Source organism: Pseudomonas sp. YNh (assembly GCF_037993085.1).
Taxonomy (GTDB): Bacteria; Pseudomonadota; Gammaproteobacteria; order Pseudomonadales; family Pseudomonadaceae; genus Aquipseudomonas; species Aquipseudomonas putida.
The window spans coordinates 57,583-78,844 of record NZ_JBBMRJ010000007.1 but is presented as its reverse complement, the minus strand read 5'-3'; the positions used below and the strand labels follow the sequence as shown (position 1 = coordinate 78,844).

At 61.9% G+C, this 21,262-nt stretch carries 20 protein-coding genes and 2 tRNA genes; 14 read left to right on the top strand and 8 right to left on the bottom strand.

The window, feature by feature from the left end; translation table 11 throughout:
* Positions 1-8 precede the first annotated feature (8 nt).
* The 6 genes from hisF to WF331_RS09380 all read right to left on the bottom strand — a co-directional run bounded on the left by hisF (position 9) and on the right by WF331_RS09380 (position 4,981).
* The gene (hisF, locus tag WF331_RS09405) at positions 9-779 is read right to left on the bottom strand and encodes an imidazole glycerol phosphate synthase subunit HisF (protein ID WP_008091498.1); all 771 of its coding nucleotides are present in this window, start codon (positions 777-779) and stop codon (positions 9-11) included.
* A 10-nt stretch (positions 780-789) separates the two neighbouring features.
* Positions 790-1,527, bottom strand: coding sequence for a 1-(5-phosphoribosyl)-5-[(5-phosphoribosylamino)methylideneamino]imidazole-4-carboxamide isomerase (hisA, locus tag WF331_RS09400; protein ID WP_016484508.1), 738 nt, complete (start codon positions 1,525-1,527; stop codon positions 790-792).
* 27 nt (positions 1,528-1,554) lie between these two features.
* Positions 1,555-1,815: a DUF2164 domain-containing protein gene (locus tag WF331_RS09395; RefSeq protein ID WP_016497604.1), complete on the bottom strand. Its 261-nt coding sequence runs from the start codon at positions 1,813-1,815 to the stop codon at positions 1,555-1,557.
* A complete protein-coding gene (hisH, locus tag WF331_RS09390; protein WP_016497603.1) occupies positions 1,816-2,454 on the bottom strand; it encodes an imidazole glycerol phosphate synthase subunit HisH in 639 nt (212 codons plus the stop codon).
* Entirely contained in the window at positions 2,455-3,048 is a 594-nt protein-coding gene (gene hisB / locus WF331_RS09385) for an imidazoleglycerol-phosphate dehydratase HisB (RefSeq protein WP_009682881.1), read from the bottom strand.
* 271 nt (positions 3,049-3,319) lie between these two features.
* Positions 3,320-4,981, bottom strand: coding sequence for an OFA family MFS transporter (locus WF331_RS09380; RefSeq protein ID WP_016497601.1), 1,662 nt, complete (start codon positions 4,979-4,981; stop codon positions 3,320-3,322).
* Positions 4,982-5,349: 368 nt separating this feature from the next.
* Here WF331_RS09380 and WF331_RS09375 point away from each other — a divergent pair, with 368 nt between their 5' ends.
* The 6 genes from WF331_RS09375 to WF331_RS09350 all read left to right on the top strand — a co-directional run bounded on the left by WF331_RS09375 (position 5,350) and on the right by WF331_RS09350 (position 10,901).
* Positions 5,350-7,608, top strand: coding sequence for an AsmA family protein (locus tag WF331_RS09375; RefSeq protein WP_241800391.1), 2,259 nt, complete (start codon positions 5,350-5,352; stop codon positions 7,606-7,608).
* Positions 7,605-8,672: an A/G-specific adenine glycosylase gene (gene mutY / locus WF331_RS09370; RefSeq protein ID WP_016497599.1), complete on the top strand. Its 1,068-nt coding sequence runs from the start codon at positions 7,605-7,607 to the stop codon at positions 8,670-8,672. The genes WF331_RS09375 and mutY overlap by 4 nt, the downstream gene beginning before the upstream one ends.
* Entirely contained in the window at positions 8,669-8,941 is a 273-nt protein-coding gene (locus WF331_RS09365) for an oxidative damage protection protein (RefSeq protein WP_016497598.1), read from the top strand. The genes mutY and WF331_RS09365 overlap by 4 nt, the downstream gene beginning before the upstream one ends.
* Positions 8,942-9,031: 90 nt before the next feature.
* A tRNA-Phe gene (locus WF331_RS09360) sits at positions 9,032-9,107 on the top strand.
* 169 nt (positions 9,108-9,276) lie between these two features.
* The gene (ppk2, locus tag WF331_RS09355; RefSeq protein WP_340622838.1) at positions 9,277-10,257 is read left to right on the top strand and encodes a polyphosphate kinase 2; all 981 of its coding nucleotides are present in this window, start codon (positions 9,277-9,279) and stop codon (positions 10,255-10,257) included.
* 200 nt (positions 10,258-10,457) lie between these two features.
* Positions 10,458-10,901: a hypothetical protein gene (locus WF331_RS09350; protein WP_016497596.1), complete on the top strand. Its 444-nt coding sequence runs from the start codon at positions 10,458-10,460 to the stop codon at positions 10,899-10,901.
* Between the two features lie 181 nt (positions 10,902-11,082).
* Here WF331_RS09350 and gabP read toward each other — a convergent pair whose 3' ends face one another.
* On the bottom strand, positions 11,083-12,468 hold the full coding sequence (gene gabP / locus WF331_RS09345; RefSeq protein ID WP_016497595.1) for a GABA permease: 1,386 nt from the start codon (positions 12,466-12,468) through the stop codon (positions 11,083-11,085).
* 641 nt (positions 12,469-13,109) lie between these two features.
* Between gabP and WF331_RS09340 the strand changes: the two genes are divergently transcribed.
* The 5 genes from WF331_RS09340 (at position 13,110) to WF331_RS09320 (ending at position 17,416) form a co-directional block, all read left to right on the top strand.
* Complete coding sequence (locus WF331_RS09340) at positions 13,110-13,883, top strand: ABC transporter ATP-binding protein (protein WP_016484496.1); 774 nt, start codon at positions 13,110-13,112, stop codon at positions 13,881-13,883.
* 11 nt (positions 13,884-13,894) lie between these two features.
* Complete coding sequence (locus WF331_RS09335) at positions 13,895-14,647, top strand: ABC transporter substrate-binding protein (RefSeq protein ID WP_016497594.1); 753 nt, start codon at positions 13,895-13,897, stop codon at positions 14,645-14,647.
* A 54-nt stretch (positions 14,648-14,701) separates the two neighbouring features.
* Positions 14,702-15,394 (top strand): ABC transporter permease, encoded by a 693-nt coding sequence (locus tag WF331_RS09330; RefSeq protein WP_016497593.1) that lies wholly within the window; start codon positions 14,702-14,704, stop codon positions 15,392-15,394.
* Entirely contained in the window at positions 15,394-16,083 is a 690-nt protein-coding gene (locus WF331_RS09325; RefSeq protein WP_016497592.1) for an ABC transporter permease, read from the top strand. Before WF331_RS09330 ends, WF331_RS09325 begins: the two co-directional genes overlap by 1 nt.
* A gap of 127 nt (positions 16,084-16,210) precedes the next feature.
* On the top strand, positions 16,211-17,416 hold the full coding sequence (locus tag WF331_RS09320; protein ID WP_340622837.1) for a methyltransferase: 1,206 nt from the start codon (positions 16,211-16,213) through the stop codon (positions 17,414-17,416).
* 237 nt (positions 17,417-17,653) lie between these two features.
* On the opposite strand, the gene WF331_RS09315 is transcribed toward WF331_RS09320, so the two are convergent.
* The gene (locus WF331_RS09315) at positions 17,654-17,941 is read right to left on the bottom strand and encodes a DUF3077 domain-containing protein (protein WP_061204161.1); all 288 of its coding nucleotides are present in this window, start codon (positions 17,939-17,941) and stop codon (positions 17,654-17,656) included.
* Positions 17,942-18,470: 529 nt separating this feature from the next.
* Between WF331_RS09315 and WF331_RS09310 the strand changes: the two genes are divergently transcribed.
* From WF331_RS09310 to WF331_RS09300, 3 genes are all read left to right on the top strand, one after another.
* A complete protein-coding gene (locus tag WF331_RS09310; RefSeq protein WP_016497589.1) occupies positions 18,471-18,719 on the top strand; it encodes a hypothetical protein in 249 nt (82 codons plus the stop codon).
* Between the two features lie 98 nt (positions 18,720-18,817).
* Positions 18,818-18,893 (top strand) — tRNA-Thr (locus WF331_RS09305).
* A 162-nt stretch (positions 18,894-19,055) separates the two neighbouring features.
* Positions 19,056-20,375: a tyrosine-type recombinase/integrase gene (locus tag WF331_RS09300; protein WP_340622836.1), complete on the top strand. Its 1,320-nt coding sequence runs from the start codon at positions 19,056-19,058 to the stop codon at positions 20,373-20,375.
* The last annotated feature ends 887 nt before the right edge of the window (positions 20,376-21,262 follow it).

Sequence of the window (21,262 nt, the reverse complement as noted above, 5' to 3'; positions counted from 1 at the left end):
TCAATGGATCAGCGAACGACGATACCGCGCGAAGCCATGTAGGCCTTGGCCTCCGGCACCGTGTACTCGCCAAAGTGGAAGATACTGGCCGCCAGCACCGCGCTGGCATGCCCTTCCAGAATGCCGTCAGCCAGGTGCTGCAGGTTACCCACACCCCCCGAGGCAATCACCGGAATGCCCAGCGCATCACTGATGGCGCGGGTAACACCCAGGTCGAAGCCGTTCTTCATGCCGTCCTGGTCCATGCTGGTCAGCAGGATCTCGCCAGCACCCAGGCCTTCCATCTTCTTCGCCCACTCGACTGCATCCAGCCCGGTCGGCTTGCGCCCGCCGTGGGTGAAGATTTCCCAGCGTGGCGTTTCACCTGGCCCGGACACCTTCTTGGCATCGATGGCGACAACGATGCACTGCGAACCGAAACGGTCCGCCGCCTCGCCCACAAACTCCGGGTTGAACACCGCAGCCGTGTTGATCGAAACCTTGTCGGCACCGGCATTGAGCAGGTTGCGGATGTCCTGCACGGTGCGCACCCCACCGCCCACGGTTAGCGGGATGAACACCTGGCTGGCCATGCGCTCGACGGTATGCAGGGTGGTGTCGCGGCCATCGACGCTGGCGGTGATGTCGAGGAAGGTGATTTCGTCGGCACCCTGCTCGTTGTAGCGACGGGCGATTTCCACCGGGTCGCCGGCATCACGAATGTTCTCGAACTTGACGCCCTTGACCACCCGGCCGTTGTCCACGTCCAGGCAAGGGATGATGCGCTTGGCCAGTGCCATGGTTCAGTCCTCAGCCTTGGTAGTTGTCGCAGAAGGCCTGGGCCTCGGCGACATCGAGGGTGCCTTCGTAGATGGCACGGCCGGTGATGGCGCCAATGATGCCGGGGGCCTTGGCGTCCAGCAGGGCCTTGATGTCGCCCAGGTTGTGGATGCCGCCCGAGGCGATCACCGGAATGCGGGTGGCTTCAGCCAGTGCCTTGGTGAAAGGCACGTTGCAGCCCTGCATCATGCCGTCCTTGGCGATGTCGGTGTAGACGATCGCCGAGACGCCATCGGCCTCGAAACGCTTGGCCAGATCGATGACCTGCACGGTGCTCACTTCGGCCCAGCCGTCGGTGGCGACGAAGCCGTCCTTGGCATCCAGGCCAACGATGACCTTGCCGGGGAAGGCCTTGCACGCTTCGGCGACGAACTCTGGCTGCTTCACCGCCTTGGTGCCGATGATCACGTAGCTGACGCCAGCCTTGACGTAATGCTCGATGGTTTCCAGCGAACGGATGCCACCGCCGATCTGGATCGGCAGGGTCGGGTAGCGCTTGGCAATGGCGGTAACCACCTCACCGTTGACCGGCTGGCCTTCGAAGGCGCCGTTGAGGTCGACCAGGTGCAGGCGGCGGCAGCCACCCTCGACCCACTTGGCGGCCATGCTCACCGGGTCGTCGGAAAATACCGTGGAGTCTTCCATGCGGCCCTGGCGCAGGCGCACGCAAGCACCGTCCTTCAGATCGATAGCGGGGATAATCAGCATCTTGGGAACCTGTCTGTTCTTAGGGTTTCAGGGCTTTTCGAGCGCCCACAGATCGCTTTCGATGCTCTCGAACCGCTCCTTGAGGTGCAGCTGAACATCGGCAATCGCCCTGTTGTAGTAAAGGGGTGCAATTTCTTTGCTGAACAGCTCAAGCACCTCGGCCACCTCGAACGACCCCAGCTCCAGCTCGAAACGGTCTTCGAGGAAGCGCTTGAGCGTGTCGAGCGCATCGCGCTCCTGCTCGGGGGCCAGCGTGATGACCGGGGTCTTGGCTTTCGACCTGCTCATTTACCAGCGCCCGTCCCAGGCGACGAAGTTCTGCAGCAACTGCAGGCCATGGGTATGGCTCTTCTCCGGGTGGAACTGCACGGCAAAGCGCGAGCCATCTGCCAGCGCGGCGGCAAAATCGACGCCGTAGTGGCCGCGGCCGACTACCTGGCCCGGCTTGCCGGCATTGATGTAATAGCTGTGCACGAAGTAGAAACGCGCTTGGTCGGGGATGTCGTGCCACAGCGGGTGGTGGATGGTCTGGCTGACTTCGTTCCAGCCCATGTGCGGCACCTTCAGGTGCTCGCCGTCTTCTTGCAGGTCTTTGCCGAAGAAGCGCACCTGGCCCGGGAACATGCCGATGCAGTCGACACCGGCGTTTTCCTCGCTGTGTTCAAGCAGCGCCTGCATGCCCACGCAAATACCGAGGAACGGGCGGTCCTGGCTGACTTCGCGCACCAGGCTGTCGAAGCCCAGGCGGCGGATTTCGGCCATGCAATCGCGGATCGCACCTACGCCCGGAAATACCACGCGGTCGGCTTCACGTATGACTGCGGCATCGCTGGTGACCAGCACTTTACCGGCACCAACGTGCTCAAGCGCCTTGGCCACCGAGTGCAGGTTGCCCATGCCATAGTCGATTACGGCTACCGTCTGCATTTACAGGCACCCTTTGGTCGACGGCATCTGCCCGGCCATGCGCTCGTCGAGGGTGACAGCCATGCGCAGCGCGCGGCCGAATGCCTTGAACACGGTTTCGATCTGGTGGTGGGTGTTGTGGCCACGCAGGTTGTCGATGTGCAGGGTTACCAGCGCGTGGTTGACGAAGCCCTGGAAGAATTCCTGGAACAGGTCGACATCGAAGCCGCCAACACTGGCACGGGTATACGGCACATGCATTTGCAGGCCAGGGCGACCGGAGAAGTCGATGACCACACGCGACAGCGCTTCATCCAGCGGCACGTAGGCGTGGCCGTAGCGGAAGATACCTTTCTTGTCACCGATGGCCTGGGCGAAAGCCATGCCCAGGGTGATACCGACGTCCTCGACGGTATGGTGATCGTCGATATGCGTGTCACCCTTGCACTCGATATCCAGATCGATCAGGCCATGGCGGGCGATCTGGTCCAGCATGTGTTCAAGAAAAGGCACGCCGATATCGAATCGGGCCTTGCCACTGCCATCGAGGTTGATCGAGCACTTGACCTGGGTTTCCAGGGTATTGCGCTCGACGGAAGCCTTACGTTCGACCATCACCAGCTCCGCAAAATCATTGGGCGAAAAGGGCTCCATTATAGGCCCAGAACGCGCCAGCTTGAAACGCGGATGACATATGGCAAAGCGAGGAATTACGGGGGCTGGATGCTGCTACAGGTCTATACAACTGCGTAATGGGGGCTGCTTTGCAGCCCATCGCGACACAAGGCCGCTCCCACAGGGACCGCGCAACCCTGAAGCTTACGCGGTCCCTGTGGGAGCGGCCTTGCGTCGCGAAAGGGGCGCAAAGCGCCCCCATGCAGTTACATCAATGGAACAGGACAGCAGTCTTCTGCAGTGTCACCCACACACCCCAGGCCAGCGGCACGACCACCACCGCCCAGGCCAGCAGCACCAACGGCAGGCTCCCCGGCGCCGCCTTCCACTCCAGCGACCGCGCCCCATCGGCACCCTTGTCATGGCTCAGCGCGCGCTCGGCCGCCAGTTCGGCATCGCTCATGAAGTGCTTGTCGGCCACCGGGCGCACCAGCATGTTGCAGATAAAGCCCAGCACCAGCAGGCCGGCGAGGATATACAAGGTCATGTCGTAAGCCGCTGCGCGCTCTACACCCGCTGCCAGCTGAGACTCGCGCAGGTAAGTGATCAACACCGGCCCCAGCACGCCCGCCGCAGCCCAGGCAGTCAGCAGGCGACCATGAATGGCGCCGACCATCTGCGTGCCGAACAGGTCAGCCAGGTACGCCGGCACGGTCGCGAAACCGCCGCCATACATCGACAGGATGATGCAGAACGCGGCCACGAACAGCGCCACGTTACCCAGGTGCCCCATGTTCGGCACCAGGCTGTAAAGGCCAACGCCCAGGGCGAAGAAGGCAAAGTAGGTGTTCTTGCGCCCGATATAGTCGGAGAACGATGCCCAGAAGAACCGCCCGCCGATGTTGAACAGGCTCAGCAGGCCGGTGAAGCCGGCGGCGATCGCGGCAATCTGTGCCAACTGGGCCGCATTCAGCTGGCTGAAGGTCAGTTCGTTGCCCAGCAATTTGCCGGCGAACACTTCCTGCAGCAGGGGCGACGCCATGCCGAGAATACCGATGCCCGCCGACACGTTCAGGCACAGCACCAGCCAGATCAGCGCGAATTGGGGGGTTTTCCACGCCACACTGACATGTACATGGCGGTCGGTGACCATGGTGTTACCGGCTTTTTTCGCCGGGGCGCTCCAGCCTTCGGGCTTCCAGCCGGTCGGCGGCACTCGGTAAGCCAGCGCGCCGGCAGTCATGAAGACGAAGTAGATCGCCGCCATGGCGACGAAGCTCTGCCATACGCCCACTTCGTGCTCGTTGCCAAAATGCCCCATCAGCGCAGTGGCCAGCGGTGCACCCACCATGGCCCCGCCACCGAAGCCCATGATCGCCATGCCGGTGGCCATGCCGCGTTTGTCCGGGAACCACTTGATCAACGTGGACACAGGGGAGATATAGCCCAGGCCCAGGCCGATGCCGCCGATCACGCCGGAGCCCAGCCACATCAGCCACAGTTGGTGGGTTTTTACGCCAATGGCCGAGATCAGCATGCCGCCACACCAGCACAGTGCCGACACCAGGCCCGCCTTTCGCGGCCCGGCGTGCTCCAGCCAACCACCCAGTACTGCCGCGGAGCAGCCGAGGAAGACGAAGAACAGGGTGTAGATCCAGCTCAGCATCGAGATCGGCCAGTCGCATTCGGCGCTGAACAGGCGGGCAATGAAGCCCATGTCTGGCGCACAGGCGACGGGCGCGGTGATGCCGAGGGCTTGCGACAACGGCAGCCAGAACACCGAAAAACCGTAGGCCATGCCGATGCACAGGTGGATGGCCAGGGCGGCTGGCGGGACCAGCCAGCGGTTGAAGCCCGGGCGGGCGATGATGCGCTCCTTCGACAGGAAGCCTGGCGCACTGGCCGAGGCTCCCGCCGCGACGGTACTGGTCATGGATCTGATCCTTCTTATAGGGTGGGTGCTCGCAAAGCGGCGCAAGATTAGCAGAGCCAAGTGGCGTGAAAGCAATCTGATATCGTGATTTTTCGCGTTGCTGAAACGGTCCTCTCTCCTGTGCCGGCCTCTTCGCGGGCTCGCCCGCTCCCACAGGATTTTCAACACCCTTCAGGCCTGTGCTGTACCTGTGGGAGCGGGCATGCCCGCGAAGAGGCCAGCACAGGCAAACATTTGCCCACCGAAAGCCGTACCATCTGCTTCAACCGTAGGAAAAGCCCTGTATCTCTAGTCGAATAAGCAGGGACAACCACCGCGGCGTTATACTCTGTCGCCTGAATTCACTAACGGACTACAAGGACTCGCCCATGAAAGCGTTCGGCAAAATCCTGGGACTGGGGCTTCTCGGGTTGCTGCTGATCATCGTGGCGCTGGGCTTCGCCCTGACCCACCTCTTTGATCCCAACGACTACAAAGACGAGATTCGCCAGTTGGCACGGGACAAGGCTCACGTCGAGCTGACCCTCAACGGCGACATCGGCTGGAGCCTGTTCCCGTGGCTGGGCCTGGAGTTGCACGAAGCAAGCATCGCCACCTTGGCCAAACCCAAGGAGCCGTTCGCCGACCTGCAAATGCTCGGCCTGTCCGTGCGTGTGCTGCCGTTGTTGCGCCGCGAAGTGCAGATGAGCGACGTGCGCGTCGAAGGCTTGAACCTGACCCTGGCCCGCGACGAGCAAGGTCATGGCAACTGGGAAGACATCGGCAAGCCGCTGCCCGCGCCGAACGGCACCCCTGCCGATGCGCAGGCCAATGCCCCCGCCCAGGCAACTGCCGAACAGAAGCCGGCGCCTGCGAACGGCAACGAGCGGGCCGTCAAGCTGGACATCGACAGCCTGACCGTGAACAACGCCCGCGTGCAGTACACCGATGCCAAGACCGGCCAGAGCTACAGCGCCGAGAGCATCCAGCTGAGCACGGGGCCGGTCCACGAAGGCGCCAACATTCCGCTCAAGGCCAGTGCCTTCATCAGCGCCAGCGAGCCGAATATCAAGGCCCGCACCGAACTGGCCGGCGAGCTGCGTTTTGACCGCAAGCTCAAGCGCTACAACTTCGAAGACATGCGCCTGTCGGGCGAAACCTCGGGTGAGCCAACCGGCGGCAAGACCGTGACCTTCGCCGCCCAGGGCCAGCTGCTGGTCGACCTGGCAGCCAATGTCGCCTCGTGGAACGGCCTGAAAGTCTCGGCCAACCAGCTGCGCGCCCTGGGCGAGCTGAATGTGCGCGACCTGGACAAGGCACCACAGCTGAGCGGTGGCCTGTCCATCGCCCAGTTCAACCTGCGCACCTTCCTCGACAGCATCGGCCGCACGCTGCCAGCCACCAACGACCCGGCAGCCTTCGCCAAGCTGGAGCTGGTGACCCGTCTGCAGGGCACGGCAAACAGCCTGGCCCTGGAAGACCTGGCCGTGAAGCTGGACGACAGTACCTTCAGTGGCCGTGTGGCCGTGGAAGACTTCGCCAAGCAGGCCCTGCGCCTGCAACTGAAGGGCGATACCTTCGACGCTGACCGCTACCTGCCAGCCAAGAGCGAAGAGGCCAAGGGCGCCACTGCCGCGCGCCAGGCCGAGGTCAAGCAGCAAGAAGCCAGCGCCGTGGCCGGTGCCGGCACCACACCACTGCCCAACGCCCCGACCCAGGTGGCCTGGAGCGACGACAAACTGCTGCCGGTCGACCGCCTGCGCGCCCTCGACCTGCAAGCAGACCTGGCCTTTGGCTCGCTGACCGTGGACAAGCTGCCGATCGAAGACGCCCAGCTCAAGGCCATTGGCCAAGGCGGCCTGCTGACCCTGCAAACCCTGCGCGGCGAGCTGTACAACGGCACCTTCGAAGCCAAGGGCACGGTCGACGTGCGCCCTGCCGTACCGCAACTGGGTGTGAACACCAACATCCAGCGGGTGCCGGTAGAGCACTTCATCAAGACCGAAGGCAAGGACCAGGTACCACCCGTCAAAGGCCTGCTGACCCTGACCAGCGACCTGACCGCCAGCGGCAACAGCCAGAAAGCCCTGGTCGACACCCTGAACGGCAGCGCCAACTTCACCATCAATGATGGCGTGCTGGTCAATGCCAACCTGGAACAGCAGCTGTGCCAGGCCATCGCCACCCTCAACCGCAAGACCCTGAGCGGCGAGCCTCGCGGCAAGGACACCCCGTTCCAGGAACTGCGCGGCAGCCTGGTGGTGCGCAATGGCGTTGCCAGCAACCCGGACCTCAAGGCGCGCATCCCGGGCCTGACCGTCAACGGCCATGGCGACCTCGACCTGCGTGTGCTGGGCATGGACTACAACGTTGGCGTGATTGTCGAAGGCGACCAGCGCGCCATGCCGGACCCGGCCTGCCAGGTCAACGAACGCTACGTGGGCGTTGAAGTGCCGCTGCGCTGCCGTGGCCCGCTGGAGCTGGGCGCCAAGGCCTGCCGCCTGGACCAGGGCGGCATGGGCAAAGTTGCCGCCAAGCTGGCCGGCAACCGCCTGAAAGACAAGATTGATGAAAAGCTCGAAGAAAAACTCGGAGACAAAGTGAGCCCGGAAGTAAAAGACGCACTCAAGGGGCTGTTCAAGCGATGAGCCCCGAGCAGTTCTCCAGCGCTGTGCTGGACTGGTACGACGAGCACGGCCGGCACGACCTGCCCTGGCAACAGGGCATCACCCCGTACCGGGTGTGGGTGTCGGAAATCATGTTGCAGCAGACCCAGGTCAGCACCGTGCTCAACTACTTCGACCGGTTCATGCAGGCCCTGCCGACCGTGCAGGCCCTGGCCGAGGCGCCGGAGGATGAAGTGCTGCACCTGTGGACGGGGCTGGGCTACTACACCCGCGCACGCAACCTGCAAAAGGCGGCAAAGATCGTCGTCGCGCAACATGGCGGCGAGTTCCCGCGCAGTGTCGAGCAGCTCACCGAGCTGCCCGGCATCGGCCGCTCCACCGCCGGCGCCATCGCCAGCATCAGCATGGGCATTCGCGCGCCGATCCTGGACGGTAACGTCAAGCGCGTGCTGGCCCGCTACACCGCCCAGGCCGGCTACCCTGGCGAGCCCAAGGTGGCCAACCAGCTGTGGGCCACGGCCGAGCGTTTTACCCCGCTGGAGCGCGCCAACCATTACACCCAGGCCATGATGGACATGGGTGCCACGCTGTGCACCCGCAGCAAGCCCAGTTGCCTGATCTGCCCGTTGCAGCGCGGCTGCGAGGCGCACCTGCACGGTGAAGAAACCCGATACCCGGAGCCCAAGCCGCGCAAGGCGTTGCCACAACGGCGCACGCTGATGCCACTGCTGGCCAACCACGAAGGCGCCATCCTGCTTTATCGCCGCCCCTCCAGCGGCCTTTGGGGTGGCTTGTGGAGCCTGCCGGAGCTGGACGACCTCGCACAGCTCGACGACCTGGCCTATCAGCACGGCTTGCGCCTGGCAGGCAGCCGGGCCATGGCAGGCCTGACCCATACCTTCAGCCACTTCCAGCTGGCAATCGAGCCCTGGCTGGTGCGCGTCGACCTGGTCGGCGAGCACGTGGCCGAGGCCGACTGGCTCTGGTATAACCTCGCCACCCCGCCGCGCCTGGGCCTCGCCGCCCCGGTCAAAAAGCTGCTTGAACGCGCAGCCGACGAACTGATTGCAGGAGATGCCCGATGACCCGCACCGTGATGTGCCGCAAGTACAAAGAAGAACTGCCAGGCCTGGAGCGCCCGCCCTACCCCGGCGCCAAGGGCCAGGACATCTTCGAACACATCTCGCAGAAAGCCTGGGCAGACTGGCAGAAGCACCAGACCATGCTGATCAACGAAAAACGCCTGAACATGATGAATGCCGAGGACCGCAAATTCCTCCAGGCAGAGATGGACAAGTTTTTCGCCGGCGAAGAATACGCCCAGGCGGAAGGCTACGTTCCACCGGCCGAATGACCCCAAAAATCGTAAGCGACGGAATTAATTTAAAATTTTTTCAAAAAGTCGTTGACGAGCGGTCCGGAAATCTATTTAATTCACCTCGTCGCCCAGATAGCTCAGTCGGTAGAGCAGAGGATTGAAAATCCTCGTGTCGGCGGTTCGACTCCGTCTCTGGGCACCACCTTCAGCTTCTGGTGGTTGCAAAGTTACCCGAAGCGACAACAAAAAACCCGCCTAGTGCGGGTTTTTTGTTGTCTGTAATTTTTGCTCATTGACCAGCATCAAATAGCCATCACTCGCTCACCTTCATAATCGAAGACGGACACCCGTATCGACCAGCAAGGACCTCCATGAGCGAAGAATCCCCCCTCCTGCTCCCCGCCCCCAGCGAACCCGCCATCACTCCAGTCCGCACGCGCCGCCCACGCCAGCGCAAGCCGGAGCCGACGATCGCCAGCATCAGCCAGCAACCCGCTGCGCTGGAAGTTGCCACCGCCCCCAAGGGCAGCAACGAAGACAGCACCTCGGCGCGCCTGCCGGCCAGCTACCCCTACCGTACCCGTCTGCGACGCCAGGACTACGAAAAGGCCAAGCATGCGCTGCAGATCGAGCTGTTGAAGGTACAAAGCTGGGTGAAGGAAACCGGCCAGCGTGTGGTGATCCTGTTCGAGGGGCGCGATGCCGCAGGCAAGGGCGGCACGATCAAGCGTTTCATGGAGCACCTCAACCCACGTGGCGCACGCATCGTCGCACTGGAGAAGCCTTCCGAGCAGGAACAGGGCCAGTGGTATTTCCAGCGCTACATCCAGCACCTGCCTACAGCGGGTGAAATGGTGTTCTTCGACCGCTCCTGGTACAACCGCGCCGGGGTCGAGAAGGTAATGGGCTTCTGCACGCCGCTGCAGTACCTGGAGTTCATGCGCCAGGCGCCAGACCTGGAACGCATGCTGTGCAACAGCGGCATCCTGCTGTTCAAGTACTGGTTTTCGGTGAACCGCGAAGAGCAACTGCGCCGCTTCATCTCGCGCCGGGACGACCCGCTCAAGCACTGGAAGCTCTCGCCCATCGACATCAAGTCGCTGGACAAATGGGAAGACTACACCGGTGCCAAGGAAGCGATGTTCTTCCACACCGACACCGCCGATGCGCCGTGGACAGTGATCAAGTCCGATGACAAGAAGCGCGCGCGGATCAACTGCATCCGCCACTTCCTGCACTCGCTGGACTACCCAGGCAAGGACCACAGCGTGGCCCATGCCCCGGATGCGCTGCTGGTGGGTCGGGCATCGCTGGGATTCGAGGAGGATGAACCGATAGGGGTAGCCAGTTAGATTGCCGGGGCTGCCTTGCAGCCCATCGCCGGCAAGCCAGCTCCCACAGGGTTTGCACCGACCTGGAATGTTGCGCAGTACCTTTGGGAGCTGGCTTGCCGGCGATGGGCCGCGCAGCGGCACATTTGCACAACACTTGGGTTTCCCCTGCAACTGCGCTTCAATACGCGCACTTTTCAGACACCCCAAGGATTCACCCCATGGCCACCCCTACCAAGCAACAGAAACGCGCCAAGCGCGCCGCCAGCAAGGCCAAGCAGAACCGCATGGTGCGCAGCGGCCAGGCGGTCAAGCCCAGTGCCGGCGACAGCGCCAGCGTCGAGCAGGTGTTCAACAAGGCGATGGAGTCGGGCAGCTACGACGCGATGTTCGAGAAGATGAAGGAAGCCCAGGCAGGCGGCCTGGTGCCGATGATCTCGGTATTCCTGGTGGACCCGCTGCTGGCCCTGGTGCTCAAGGGGCACAAGGAAGAGCACGCTACCGACTACATCGTGCTGGTGTTCAACGCCTACCGCAAATGGCTGGACGGCGCTGACGAAGAGGCCACCATGGCCTGGCTGGAAAGCGATGAGTTCCAGGATGCCTACATCGCCGCATCCGAACTGGTGGCCAAGCAGCAGCAACAGCAGAAGCAGTTTGGCTGACAGGGCCATTTAACCTGCAAGGGCCCTATCGCCGGCAAGCCAGCTCCCGCAGGTTGATGACAGGCCTGAGTGCAGCAACATTCCTGTGGGAGCTGGCTTGCCGGCGATAGGGCCGGTGCAGGCTACAAAAAAAGGCCGCACCCTTCACAGGGCGCGGCCTTTTCATTTCAGCCAGCGCGGATCAGTTATCCAGCGCCACCCGCCCGGCAGCTTCGCGCTTGCGGTGCACCAGCAAGCCAGCCGCTACTACACCAATGCTCAGCAACGCAGTCGCGATGATCTCCGCACGGTGATCCTCACGCAGCGCCATCACCACAAGAATGGCAACGATAAAGGCAATGGTCGCCCAGGTCAGGCCCGGGAACAGCCACATCTTGAAGGCAATCTTCTCGCCACTGGCTTCACGCTTGGCACGCATGCGCAGCTGCGAAATGGCAATCACCAGGTACACCAGCAACGCAATGGCACCAGAACTGGCCAGCAGGAATTCGAACACCTGGGCCGGGGCCACGAAGTTGGCGAACACGCAGAGGAATGCCGCTGCAGTGGACAGCAATACCGCCACGTACGGGGTCGCCGCCTTGGTGGTGCGCTGGGCGATGGCCGGGGCGTCGCCACGCTTGCTCAGCGAAAACAGCATGCGCGAAGAGGTGTACAGAGCCGAGTTCAGGCAGCTGGTCACGGCAATCAGCACGACGATGTCGACAATCAGCTTGGCATTCGGCACGCCGATACGGCTCAGCACGGTCTGGTAGGAACCGGTTTCGGCCAGGGCCGGGTCGTTCCACGGCACCAGGGCAACGACCAGGAAGATCGACACCAGGTAGAACAGGCAGATACGCCAGATGACCGAGTTGGTGGCGCGGCTGATCTGCTTGCCCGGGTCCTTCGACTCGGCAGCGGCGATGGTGACAATTTCGGTACCCATGAACGAGAACATGGTGGTCAGCATGGCTGCCAGCACTGCGCCCAGGCCGTTAGGCATGAAGCCTTGGGTGTCGAACAGGTGGCTGGCACCGCTCACCTGGCTGCTCGGCACAAAGCCGAACAAGGCCGCACAGCCCACGGCGATGAAGCCGACGATCGCCAGCACCTTGAGCAGGGCGAACCAGAACTCGAACTCACCGTAGTTCTTCACGCTGCACAGGTTGGTCAGGGTAAGCGCCAGGGTAATGATGAGGGAGAAGGCCCACAGGTCAACTGCAGGGAACCAGGCATGCAGAATGGCCGCGGCGGCGTTGGCTTCCAGCGGAATCACCAGCACCCAGAACCACCAGTACAGCCAGCCAATGGTAAAACCGGCCCAACGCCCGATGGCGCGGTCGGCATAGGTTGAGAACGAACCGGTGTCTGGCGAGGCGACGGCCATTTCACCCAGCATGCGCATGACCAGCACGACCAGCGTACCGGCAGCGGCGTAAGCCAGCAGCACGGCCGGGCCGGCAGCTGCGATGGCGTGGCCGGAGCCTACGAACAGGCCGGCACCGATGACGCCAGCGATGGACAGCATGGTCACATGCCGTTGTTTGAGCCCCTGAGCGAGGTCATTGGAATTGTTACCGCTCATTAAAACTACCTTTGTAAGGAGTGGACCACTCCGACTGCGGAAACGGAGCGCGCCAGGGGTTGGTCTAGGCATCGCTGCAATCGGCGGTTTCCTACTGGCAATAAGCGCGCCACCAGCTGAATGCATTCGTCAGAAATTTCTGCGGGCCTTTTAGGACGCGGTTTGGAGGGCTTTCGGCCAGACCTTGACCGAAAGGACGCCAAATCGTCGGATTACTGAAATACCCACTTACAAACGCACCAAAGGTGCTCCCCGGTAACACCTGTGCACCACCGCAATGCCAAAAAGTGCAACCTTGAGGTACAACCTTTTAGCCTGCCTGCGTATTCGCGGGTAACCCCGCTCACACTGGACTGGCCTGACCTAAAGGTCGGGTTTACCCCTCGAATGGGCCAAAACCGCTTCCATGAGCAGGCTAAAGCTGGCACCATCGCGCCTTTTTTCATCAAGGCTCCGGTGCTGGGCGACACCTTCGCGGACATCTGCGCGACGTTGCGCTGCAGCGATGCGACAAACTGCCCCACCAGTGCCCCGAGTCCCTGGCAACCCTGTTGGCCGCCATAATGCCGCTATGCTAGCTTGGCGCACGCCAGGAAGGCCGCCAATAGCTGGGAACGCACCCGAACACATGAGGACCGCACATGGCTCAGGCCACGCCCGCGCTGGAAATCCGCAATCTGCACAAACGCTACGGCGAGCAGGAAATTCTCAAGGGCATTTCGCTGACCGCACGCGACGGTGACGTGATCTCCATCCTGGGGTCGTCCGGCTCCGGCAAGTCCACCCTGCTGCGTTGCATCAACTTGCTCGAGAACCCGCACCAGGGCGAAATCCTGGTGGCCGGCGAAGCCCTCAAGCTCAAGGCTGCCAAAAACGGCGACCTGGTCGCCGCCGACAACCGCCAGATCAACCGCCTGCGCAGCGAAATCGGCTTTGTCTTCCAGAACTTCAACCTGTGGCCGCACATGTCGATCCTCGACAACATCATCGAGGCGCCACGCCGCGTGCTCGGCCAGAGCAAGGCCGAGGCCATCGAAGCCGCCGAAGCGCTGCTGAACAAGGTTGGCATCTACGACAAGCGCCACAGCTACCCCGCCCAGCTTTCCGGTGGCCAGCAACAGCGTGCCGCCATTGCCCGTACCCTGGCCATGAAGCCTAAAGTCATCCTGTTCGACGAGCCCACTTCGGCCCTCGATCCGGAAATGGTCCAGGAAGTGCTAAACGTTATCCGCGCATTGGCCGAAGAAGGCCGTACCATGCTGTTGGTAACGCACGAGATGAGCTTTGCCCGCCATGTGTCCAGTGAAGTCGTCTTCCTGCACCAGGGCCTGGTCGAAGAGCAGGGATCGCCGCAGCAGGTCTTCGAGAACCCGAACTCGGCGCGTTGCAAGCAATTCATGTCAAGCCACCGCTAACGGAGCAATACATGCACACTTACAAGAAGTTTCTCCTGGCAGCTGCTGCCACGCTGGTGATGTCGGCAAACGCCATGGCCGCAGAAAAACTGCGCATGGGTATCGAAGCCGCCTACCCACCGTTCAACAACAAGGATGCCAGCGGTAACGTGGTTGGTTTCGACAAAGACATCGGCGACGCCCTGTGCGCCAAGATGAAAGTCGAATGCTCGGTCGTCACCTCCGACTGGGACGGCATCATCCCGGCCCTGAACGCCAAGAAGTTCGACTTCCTGGTGTCTTCGCTGTCGATCACCGACGAGCGCAAGCAGGCCGTGGACTTCACCGAGCCGTACTACTCCAACAAGCTGCAGTTCATCGCGCCGAAAAATGTCGACTTCAAGACTGACGCAGCGTCGCTGAAAGGCAAGTCCATCGGCACCCAGCGCGCCACCCTGGCCGGCACCTACCTTGAAGACAACTTCAAGGGCGTCGACGTCAAGCTGTACGACACCCAGGAAAACGCCTACCTGGACCTGGTGTCCGGCCGCATCGACGGCATCCTGGCCGACAAGTACGTGCAGTACGAGTGGCTGAAGAGCAAAGACGGCTCGAACTTCGAGTTCAAGGGCGAGCCGGTGATGGACAGCGACAAGATTGGTATTGCCGTGCGCAAAGGTGACACCAAGCTGCGCGACGAGCTGAACAAAGCCCTGGCCGAGATCAAGGCCGACGGCACGTACAAGAAAATCAACGACAAGTACTTCCCGTTCAGCATCGAATGACCCGCCCTGACCGGCGCGCCCCCGTGGCGCGCCAGTCCCTAAAATGACCTGCCCATGAATATCGACCTGCACGGATTCGGTCCGGCCATGATGGCCGGCACCCTGATGACCGTAAAACTGGCGCTTTGCGCCTTGCTGCTGGGGCTGGTGCTGGGCCTGCTCGGCGCCCTGGCCAAGACCTCCCCGCTCAAGCCCCTGCAATGGCTTGGCGGCTTCTACTCGACCCTGGTTCGCGGCGTGCCCGAACTGCTGTGGGTGCTGCTTATCTATTTCGGCACCGTCGGGCTGATGAACAGCCTCGGCGAAGCCCTGAACATGCCGGGCCTGGAGCTTAGCGCCTTCGCGGCGGGTGTAATCGCCCTGGGCCTGTGCTTTGGCGCCTACGCCACCGAAGTGTTCCGTGGGGCCATTCTGGCGATCCCCAAGGGCCATCGTGAAGCTGGCCTGGCGCTGGGCTTGTCCAAGGGCCGCATCCTTTCGCGGATCATCCTGCCGCAGATGTGGCGCATCGCCCTGCCCGGCCTTGGCAACCTGTTCATGATCCTGATGAAGGACACCGCCCTGGTGTCGGTGATCGGCCTGGAAGAAATCATGCGTCACTCGCAAATTGGCGTGACCGTGACCAAGGAGCCCTTCACCTTCTACATGGTCGCGGCCTGCATCTACCTGGGCCTGACCGTCATTGCCATGACCGGCATGTACTTCATGGAAAAACGCGCCGCTCGCGGCTTTGCGAGGGCTGAATAATGAATTGGGAAGTCATCTTCAAATGGCTGCCACGCCTGGCCGAGGGTGCGGTCCTGACCCTGGAGCTGGTAGCCATTGCCGTGGTTGCCGGTTTGATCCTGGCCATCCCGCTGGGCATCGCCCGCTCCTCGCGCCACTGGTACGTGCGCGCCGTGCCGTTCAGCTACATCTTCTTCTTCCGCGGCACGCCGCTGCTGGTGCAGCTGTTTCTGGTCTACTACGGCCTGGCGCAGTTCGATGCGGTGCGTTCCAGCTCGCTGTGGCCGTACCTGCGCGATCCGTTCTGGTGCACGGTGCTGACCATGACCCTGCACACCGCTGCCTACATCGCCGAGATCCTGCGTGGCGCGCTTCAGTCGATCCCCAAAGGTGAGATCGAAGCGGCGCGGGCGCTGGGCATGTCGCGTGGCAAGGCGCTGTTCTACATCATGCTGCCCCGTGCTGCGCGCATCGGCCTGCCGGCGTACAGCAACGAAGTGATCCTGATGCTCAAGGCCAGTGCGCTGGCCAGTACCGTGACCCTGCTGGAACTGACCGGCATGGCCCGTACCATCATTGCCCGCACCTACCTGCCGGTGGAAATCTTCTTTGCCGCAGGCGTGTTCTACCTGGTGATCTCGTTCCTGCTGGTGCAGGGCTTCAAGCTGCTGGAGCGCTGGCTGCGCGTGGATGCCTGCCAGGGTCGTTGAGACCTTACTGGCCATTTCGCGGGTAAACCCGCTCCCACAGGTACATCACAGGCCTTGAAACCTGTGCTAATCCTGTGGGAGCGGGTTCACCCGCGAAGAGGCCCTCAAACCCAACACACTTCTTCCCATGCCCAACCACCTCCACAGCCACCACCTAAGCACCCGCTTCAAGGCCCTCGACCAATTCCTGGTCGAGCACCAACAGCTGTGGAAACCCCGCCCCTTCACCACCCTGCAACTGGCCTGGGAAACCACCCACCCCGAACTCGCCACCCACCTGCGCCAATGTTCCCTGGCAGACGCCGAAGCCGACAGCGCCGCTGACCGCTTGCCCGCGCCCTTCCCGCAACTGGCCGAACAAGCCCAGAAGCTCGCCGCCCTCGGCAGCCTCCCTCAGACCGACCTGCCACCCGCCGCCCACCGCCTGGACGTCGCCGTCCCCGGCCGCAAATGGCAGCAGATCGAAGCCTTCGCCAGCCACCTGGCCTTCCGCGACCCGCCCCGCCACTGGCTGGACTGGTGCTCCGGCAAAGGCCACCTCGGCCGTCGCCTGCTGCAACCCGGCCAACAGCTGACCTGCCTGGAGTACGACGCCGAACTGGTCGCCGCCGGCCAGGCCCTGAGCGCCCACCATCACTTGCCAGCACAGCACGTACACCAGGATGTGATGGCCAGCGACAGCGCCCGGCACCTGGCCGGCGACAAAAGCGTGGTTGCCCTGCATGCCTGTGGCGACCTGCATGTACGCCTGATGCAACTGGCCAGCCAGCAAGGTTGCCGGCAACTCGCCGTAGCCCCCTGCTGCTACAACCGCATCGCGGCGCCGCAGTACCAAGCGTTATCCACAGCCGCGCAGGCATCAAGCCTGCAGCTGTCGCTGGACGACCTGGGCCTGCCCCTGAGCGAAACCGTCACCGCCGGCGCCCGCGTGCGGCGCCAGCGCGACACCTCGATGGCCCGTCGCCTGGGCTTTGATCTGCTGCAACGCCAGCAGCGCCAGAGCGGCGAGTACCTGCCAACGCCGTCGCTGCCGGTAGCCTGGCTGGAAAAGCCCTTCGAGCAGTACTGCCGCGACCTGGCCGATCTCAAACAAATGCCCTTGACCGGCAACCCGGACTGGACCGCCCTGGAAGCCGCCGGCTGGCAGCGCCTGGCCGAGGTACGCAACCTGGAGCGCGTACGCAACCTGTTCCGCCGGCCGCTGGAGTTGTGGTTGGTACTCGATCGCGCCCTGTTCCTCGAAGAACAAGGCTACGCCGTTCGCCTGGGCCTGTTTTGCGACTATCCACTGACCCCACGCAACTTGCTTATCCTCGCGGAACGCGACCGTTAGCCGCAGCACAACCTGTGGATAAGTCTGTGTACAAGCTTTTGATTACCTGTTGGATCCAAGCGCTATTTCAAGCGTTTGGCTTATTCCGGGTTGCAGCTCAACGCCAGTAAAAACAGGCGTTTGCGCAAAGACCAGCGGCGCAGCGATCCGGCATGCCTTTCGCGCAAGTCCCAAATGCCACTTGTGCATAAACATTTCTTGTGGTTGGCGCAAGCGGCTTTTGTGGTAGCAAAAATTTCAGTGCGCCTTACCTTTGGCGATCTCGATATCGTTCATCAGCGCCTTGGCCATGTCGCACAGGTAATCGGCAGCACCCAGGAATTTATGGTCGTCTTCCATATCTCCCTCACGCACCAGGTGCTTGATGTAGCCCATCAGGATCGAGACATGCTCGTAGGCAGCATCCACAGGGACACCGGGCTCCACGCGTAGCAGATTGAGGGATGGGTTACCGGCTGCGAGGAAGGTTTCCACGCCTGCGGTGGTGATTGGTTTGGGGGTGTTGTCTGGTGGAAGGGTTTTCAATTTTTCGAACTCCTATATTCCTCAAGGAGTTGCAGCATTCATTCTTTCTCACCGGAACAAATGGCGGCAACCGTGCACGGGGTGAGAAACCGAGTGAATATAGGAAGCCTCGGCCAGACCGAAATCTGCCCGCGCACGGTCGCCATTACGCAGCCGCTAAATTCGTAGTCGGGTTCTCACACCCGGTCGCCAGAGCGACCCGAGAACGGTATCCGTGAGCCACTTCCCCGACAACAGCGACACTTCGGCGGCGCGCGTAGGATACTTCCGAAGCATCCAAACCCAGAAGCTTTTGGCCCCATGGTTCAGAATTTCCTTACGCAAATTGCCGCACTCACACGATCCCTGTGGGAGCGGGTTCACCCGCGAAGAGGCCCTATCAGGCAACACAAGGCTAATGCCCCACCGCCGTAACGGTGTATCATCCGCCCCCCAAATCATTAAAAAGTGACGTCGCGCGCTGCCCGCCAGCCCCGCGGCCTTCTGGCGTTGCGCCAGAACCGACAATGGACCAACGGACCTGACCATCGTGACCCAAGCCAAGCCCCTCGCCCTGTTGACCCTCGCCCTGGCCCTGACCGGCTGCGCCAGCGGCACCTCGCCGCACCCAAACAGCAACCTGGGCTGGAACCACCCCGGCATGCAACTGGGCGGCGACAACGGCCTGCCCCTGCGCACCGAAAGCCCCTGCCGCAAGCGCGGCTGCGACAACGACAAGTTGTTCTTCAACCCGGGCAAAAGCGAGCCAAGCGTCAACACTATCCACCGCGGCTGGTAGGAAAATTCTCCTTTTGGGCCGGTGACTTAGGTCTTTTGCGAACATTCGCAAGGAAGTGGTTTACAGGCGCCAAACGATCGTTATAATGACGCCCCATTGCCGGTATAGCTCAGATGGTAGAGCAACTGACTTGTAATCAGTAGGTCCCGGGTTCGATTCCTGGTGCCGGCACCATTCAAGGTTCCATAGAAAGCTTTCAAAATCTCTGGAACCCCCGAAAAACCCGCCTTCTGGCGGGTTTTTTCGTTTTGGCGTTCCGTCGGATTCCGAGGGTAGCCAGCGCTAATAAGGGTACTTTTAAGGATACCTACCAATTCGACATTGGAAAGTACCCTTATGGCTCGCACAACGGCTCCCCTTACCGACAACGCCTGCCGCACTGCAAAGGCTCGCGAACGTGAGTACAAGCTTTTTGACGGCGATGGCCTTTACCTGCTCGTGAAGCCCAATGGTCGTAAAGGCTGGCGGCTCAGGTACGTGAAACCCGATGGCCGCGAGGGCCTGACCTCACTTGGCAACTATCCAGTGGTCGGGCTGGCTGACGCTCGCCACAAGCGCTTCGAGCTCAAACAGCAGCTCGCCAACGGCATTGACCCTATCCAGTCCAAGCAGCAAGCCAAGGTGCAAGCCGTGATCAATGGCCGAACCTTCGAAAGCGTTGCGCTCGATTGGTATGCCGGGATGGTGCCGAAGTGGGCGCCGGGCCACGCTAAGACTGTGCTCAGCCGGTTGAAGACTCACGTATTCCCTTTGTTAGGTGCCAGGGCAATCGTTGAGTTGGACACCCACGACCTCATGCAGCCACTGGATGCTGTGACGAAGCGCGGCACCATCGACGTGGCGCTCAGGATCAAGAACTACCTGCAAAGCATCATGCGCGAAGCCAAACGGCTGCGACTGATCACGGCGAACCCGGCTCACGATCTCGATGGCTCGATAAAAACGCCACGGGTTACACATCGACCCGCACTACCCTTATCGCGGTTGCCTGAGCTACAGGCGCGTATCGACGGCTACAAAGGTCGTCCGCTCACGCGCCTCACAGTGATGCTATCGCTGCACGTGTTCGTGCGCTCCAGTGAACTGCGCTTCGCCCGCTGGAACGAGTTCGACCTCAAGCGCGGCATCTGGGAAATCCCCGATACCCGCCCGGCGCTGGATGGTGTGCCGTTTTCCACAAGGGGTACAAAGATGGCCGGGGACATCCACGTTGTACCCTTATCGCCGCAGGCAGTGGCTTTGCTTGAGCAGATCCACGCGATCACCGGCAAGTTCGAGCTGGTGTTCGCGGGGGATGCCAAACCGTGGAAGCCGATGTCCGAGAACACGGTGAATGCCGCGCTCAGGACGATGGGCTACGACACCAAGGTGGATATCTGCGGTCATGGGTTCCGGGCTATGGCGTGCAGTGCGCTGGTCGAGTCCGGGCTGTGGTCAGAGATAGCGATCGAGCGGCAGATGAGCCACAAGGAACGCAACAACGTTCGGGCCGCTTATACCCACAAGGCCGAGTTCCTCGAAGAGCGCCGGATGATAATGACCTGGTGGAGCCGGTTTCTGGAGGCGAATCGCGAGGACCATGTGACGCCGCATGAGTTTGCCAAGCAGACGGGCGAGAACGTCACGCGCCTTCGCAGTGCCAAGAGGACCGAGTAACCCGCCGCACCACCACCTCAACTAGCTGTGAAGTTACCCACAGCACCGCATGAAGCTCCTCCGCGCGGGTCCTTTCAAACGGGGCTGCAAAGCCGCCCCGTTTGAAAGGACCATACCTAAAAAAAACCGCTGGCACAGCGTACGTCTGTGGAAAACCACAGATGTCCACCGGGGGATAGTTTTATCCACAGATGCTAAATCCATGAAATCGCTTTGCTTGACGAACATTGTCCACAGGCGTAGACCGGGAGTTGCAAGCGCTGTCGATGACAGCACCCCAGGTGACCCGAACCTTGAAGGTCACGCCGCTCCCGCGGTGGTTCTCCCCAAGGGCGATTCGCATCCGGCAGCTCGCCCGGTCACCTCCCCGGTGATGGATGCTCTTACACATATAGCGCTCGTGGGCCAGATACACCGTACCTCGCTGCCCTGCAGCAACCTATCCGCTTGGCCGAATATTGCGCCAACCTGTGCCCGTCTCTTTCTTCTGGAAAGAGACGGGCACTTCTACCACTGCTGCAGCCCTGATCGCACAAGGCTTAGCGGCATTCCCCCCTCGTGACAATCGGCGTGACAAACGCCGATGTCACCAGCAACAGCGCTGCAGATGATGGTGCCGCAGACCAGGGAATGGACTGCACCTGACTGACAGTCGGGCATGCCCCGGTCATCGCATTGCTGCTTGCACTTGGCTCAGGATCTCGCGGCACTGGTCTCGTCAGCCAATGCAGCCTCCACCCGCCCACCGGTAACGGTGCTCAGGGGGCCAGATCATGAGATGCCCTTGCTCCTGGTCGTAAGGAGCCGCCAGTCCCGCGTTAGAGGACATCCCCACAGGTCGCAGGGGCCTTGATCCCTGATAACACTCAACATTCTTGGCGGGATGA

Bases quoted from the DNA above. Each gene is read 5' to 3' on its own strand.
- hisA (WP_016484508.1), bottom strand. From the start codon at position 1,527: ATGCTGATTATCCCCGCTATCGATCTGAAGGACGGTGCTTGCGTGCGC.
- WF331_RS09320 (WP_340622837.1), top strand. From the start codon at position 16,211: ATGCCCAACCACCTCCACAGCCACCACCTAAGCACCCGCTTCAAGGCC.
- WF331_RS09375 (WP_241800391.1), top strand. From the start codon at position 5,350: ATGAAAGCGTTCGGCAAAATCCTGGGACTGGGGCTTCTCGGGTTGCTG.
- WF331_RS09365 (WP_016497598.1), top strand. From the start codon at position 8,669: ATGACCCGCACCGTGATGTGCCGCAAGTACAAAGAAGAACTGCCAGGC.
- WF331_RS09340 (WP_016484496.1), top strand. From the start codon at position 13,110: ATGGCTCAGGCCACGCCCGCGCTGGAAATCCGCAATCTGCACAAACGC.
- hisB (WP_009682881.1), bottom strand. From the start codon at position 3,048: ATGGTCGAACGTAAGGCTTCCGTCGAGCGCAATACCCTGGAAACCCAG.
- WF331_RS09350 (WP_016497596.1), top strand. From the start codon at position 10,458: ATGGCCACCCCTACCAAGCAACAGAAACGCGCCAAGCGCGCCGCCAGC.
- WF331_RS09380 (WP_016497601.1), bottom strand. From the start codon at position 4,981: ATGACCAGTACCGTCGCGGCGGGAGCCTCGGCCAGTGCGCCAGGCTTC.
- WF331_RS09325 (WP_016497592.1), top strand. From the start codon at position 15,394: ATGAATTGGGAAGTCATCTTCAAATGGCTGCCACGCCTGGCCGAGGGT.
- gabP (WP_016497595.1), bottom strand. From the start codon at position 12,468: ATGAGCGGTAACAATTCCAATGACCTCGCTCAGGGGCTCAAACAACGG.
- mutY (WP_016497599.1), top strand. From the start codon at position 7,605: ATGAGCCCCGAGCAGTTCTCCAGCGCTGTGCTGGACTGGTACGACGAG.
- WF331_RS09395 (WP_016497604.1), bottom strand. From the start codon at position 1,815: ATGAGCAGGTCGAAAGCCAAGACCCCGGTCATCACGCTGGCCCCCGAG.
- WF331_RS09300 (WP_340622836.1), top strand. From the start codon at position 19,056: ATGGCTCGCACAACGGCTCCCCTTACCGACAACGCCTGCCGCACTGCA.
- WF331_RS09335 (WP_016497594.1), top strand. From the start codon at position 13,895: ATGCACACTTACAAGAAGTTTCTCCTGGCAGCTGCTGCCACGCTGGTG.
- ppk2 (WP_340622838.1), top strand. From the start codon at position 9,277: ATGAGCGAAGAATCCCCCCTCCTGCTCCCCGCCCCCAGCGAACCCGCC.
- hisH (WP_016497603.1), bottom strand. From the start codon at position 2,454: ATGCAGACGGTAGCCGTAATCGACTATGGCATGGGCAACCTGCACTCG.
- WF331_RS09330 (WP_016497593.1), top strand. From the start codon at position 14,702: ATGAATATCGACCTGCACGGATTCGGTCCGGCCATGATGGCCGGCACC.
- hisF (WP_008091498.1), bottom strand. From the start codon at position 779: ATGGCACTGGCCAAGCGCATCATCCCTTGCCTGGACGTGGACAACGGC.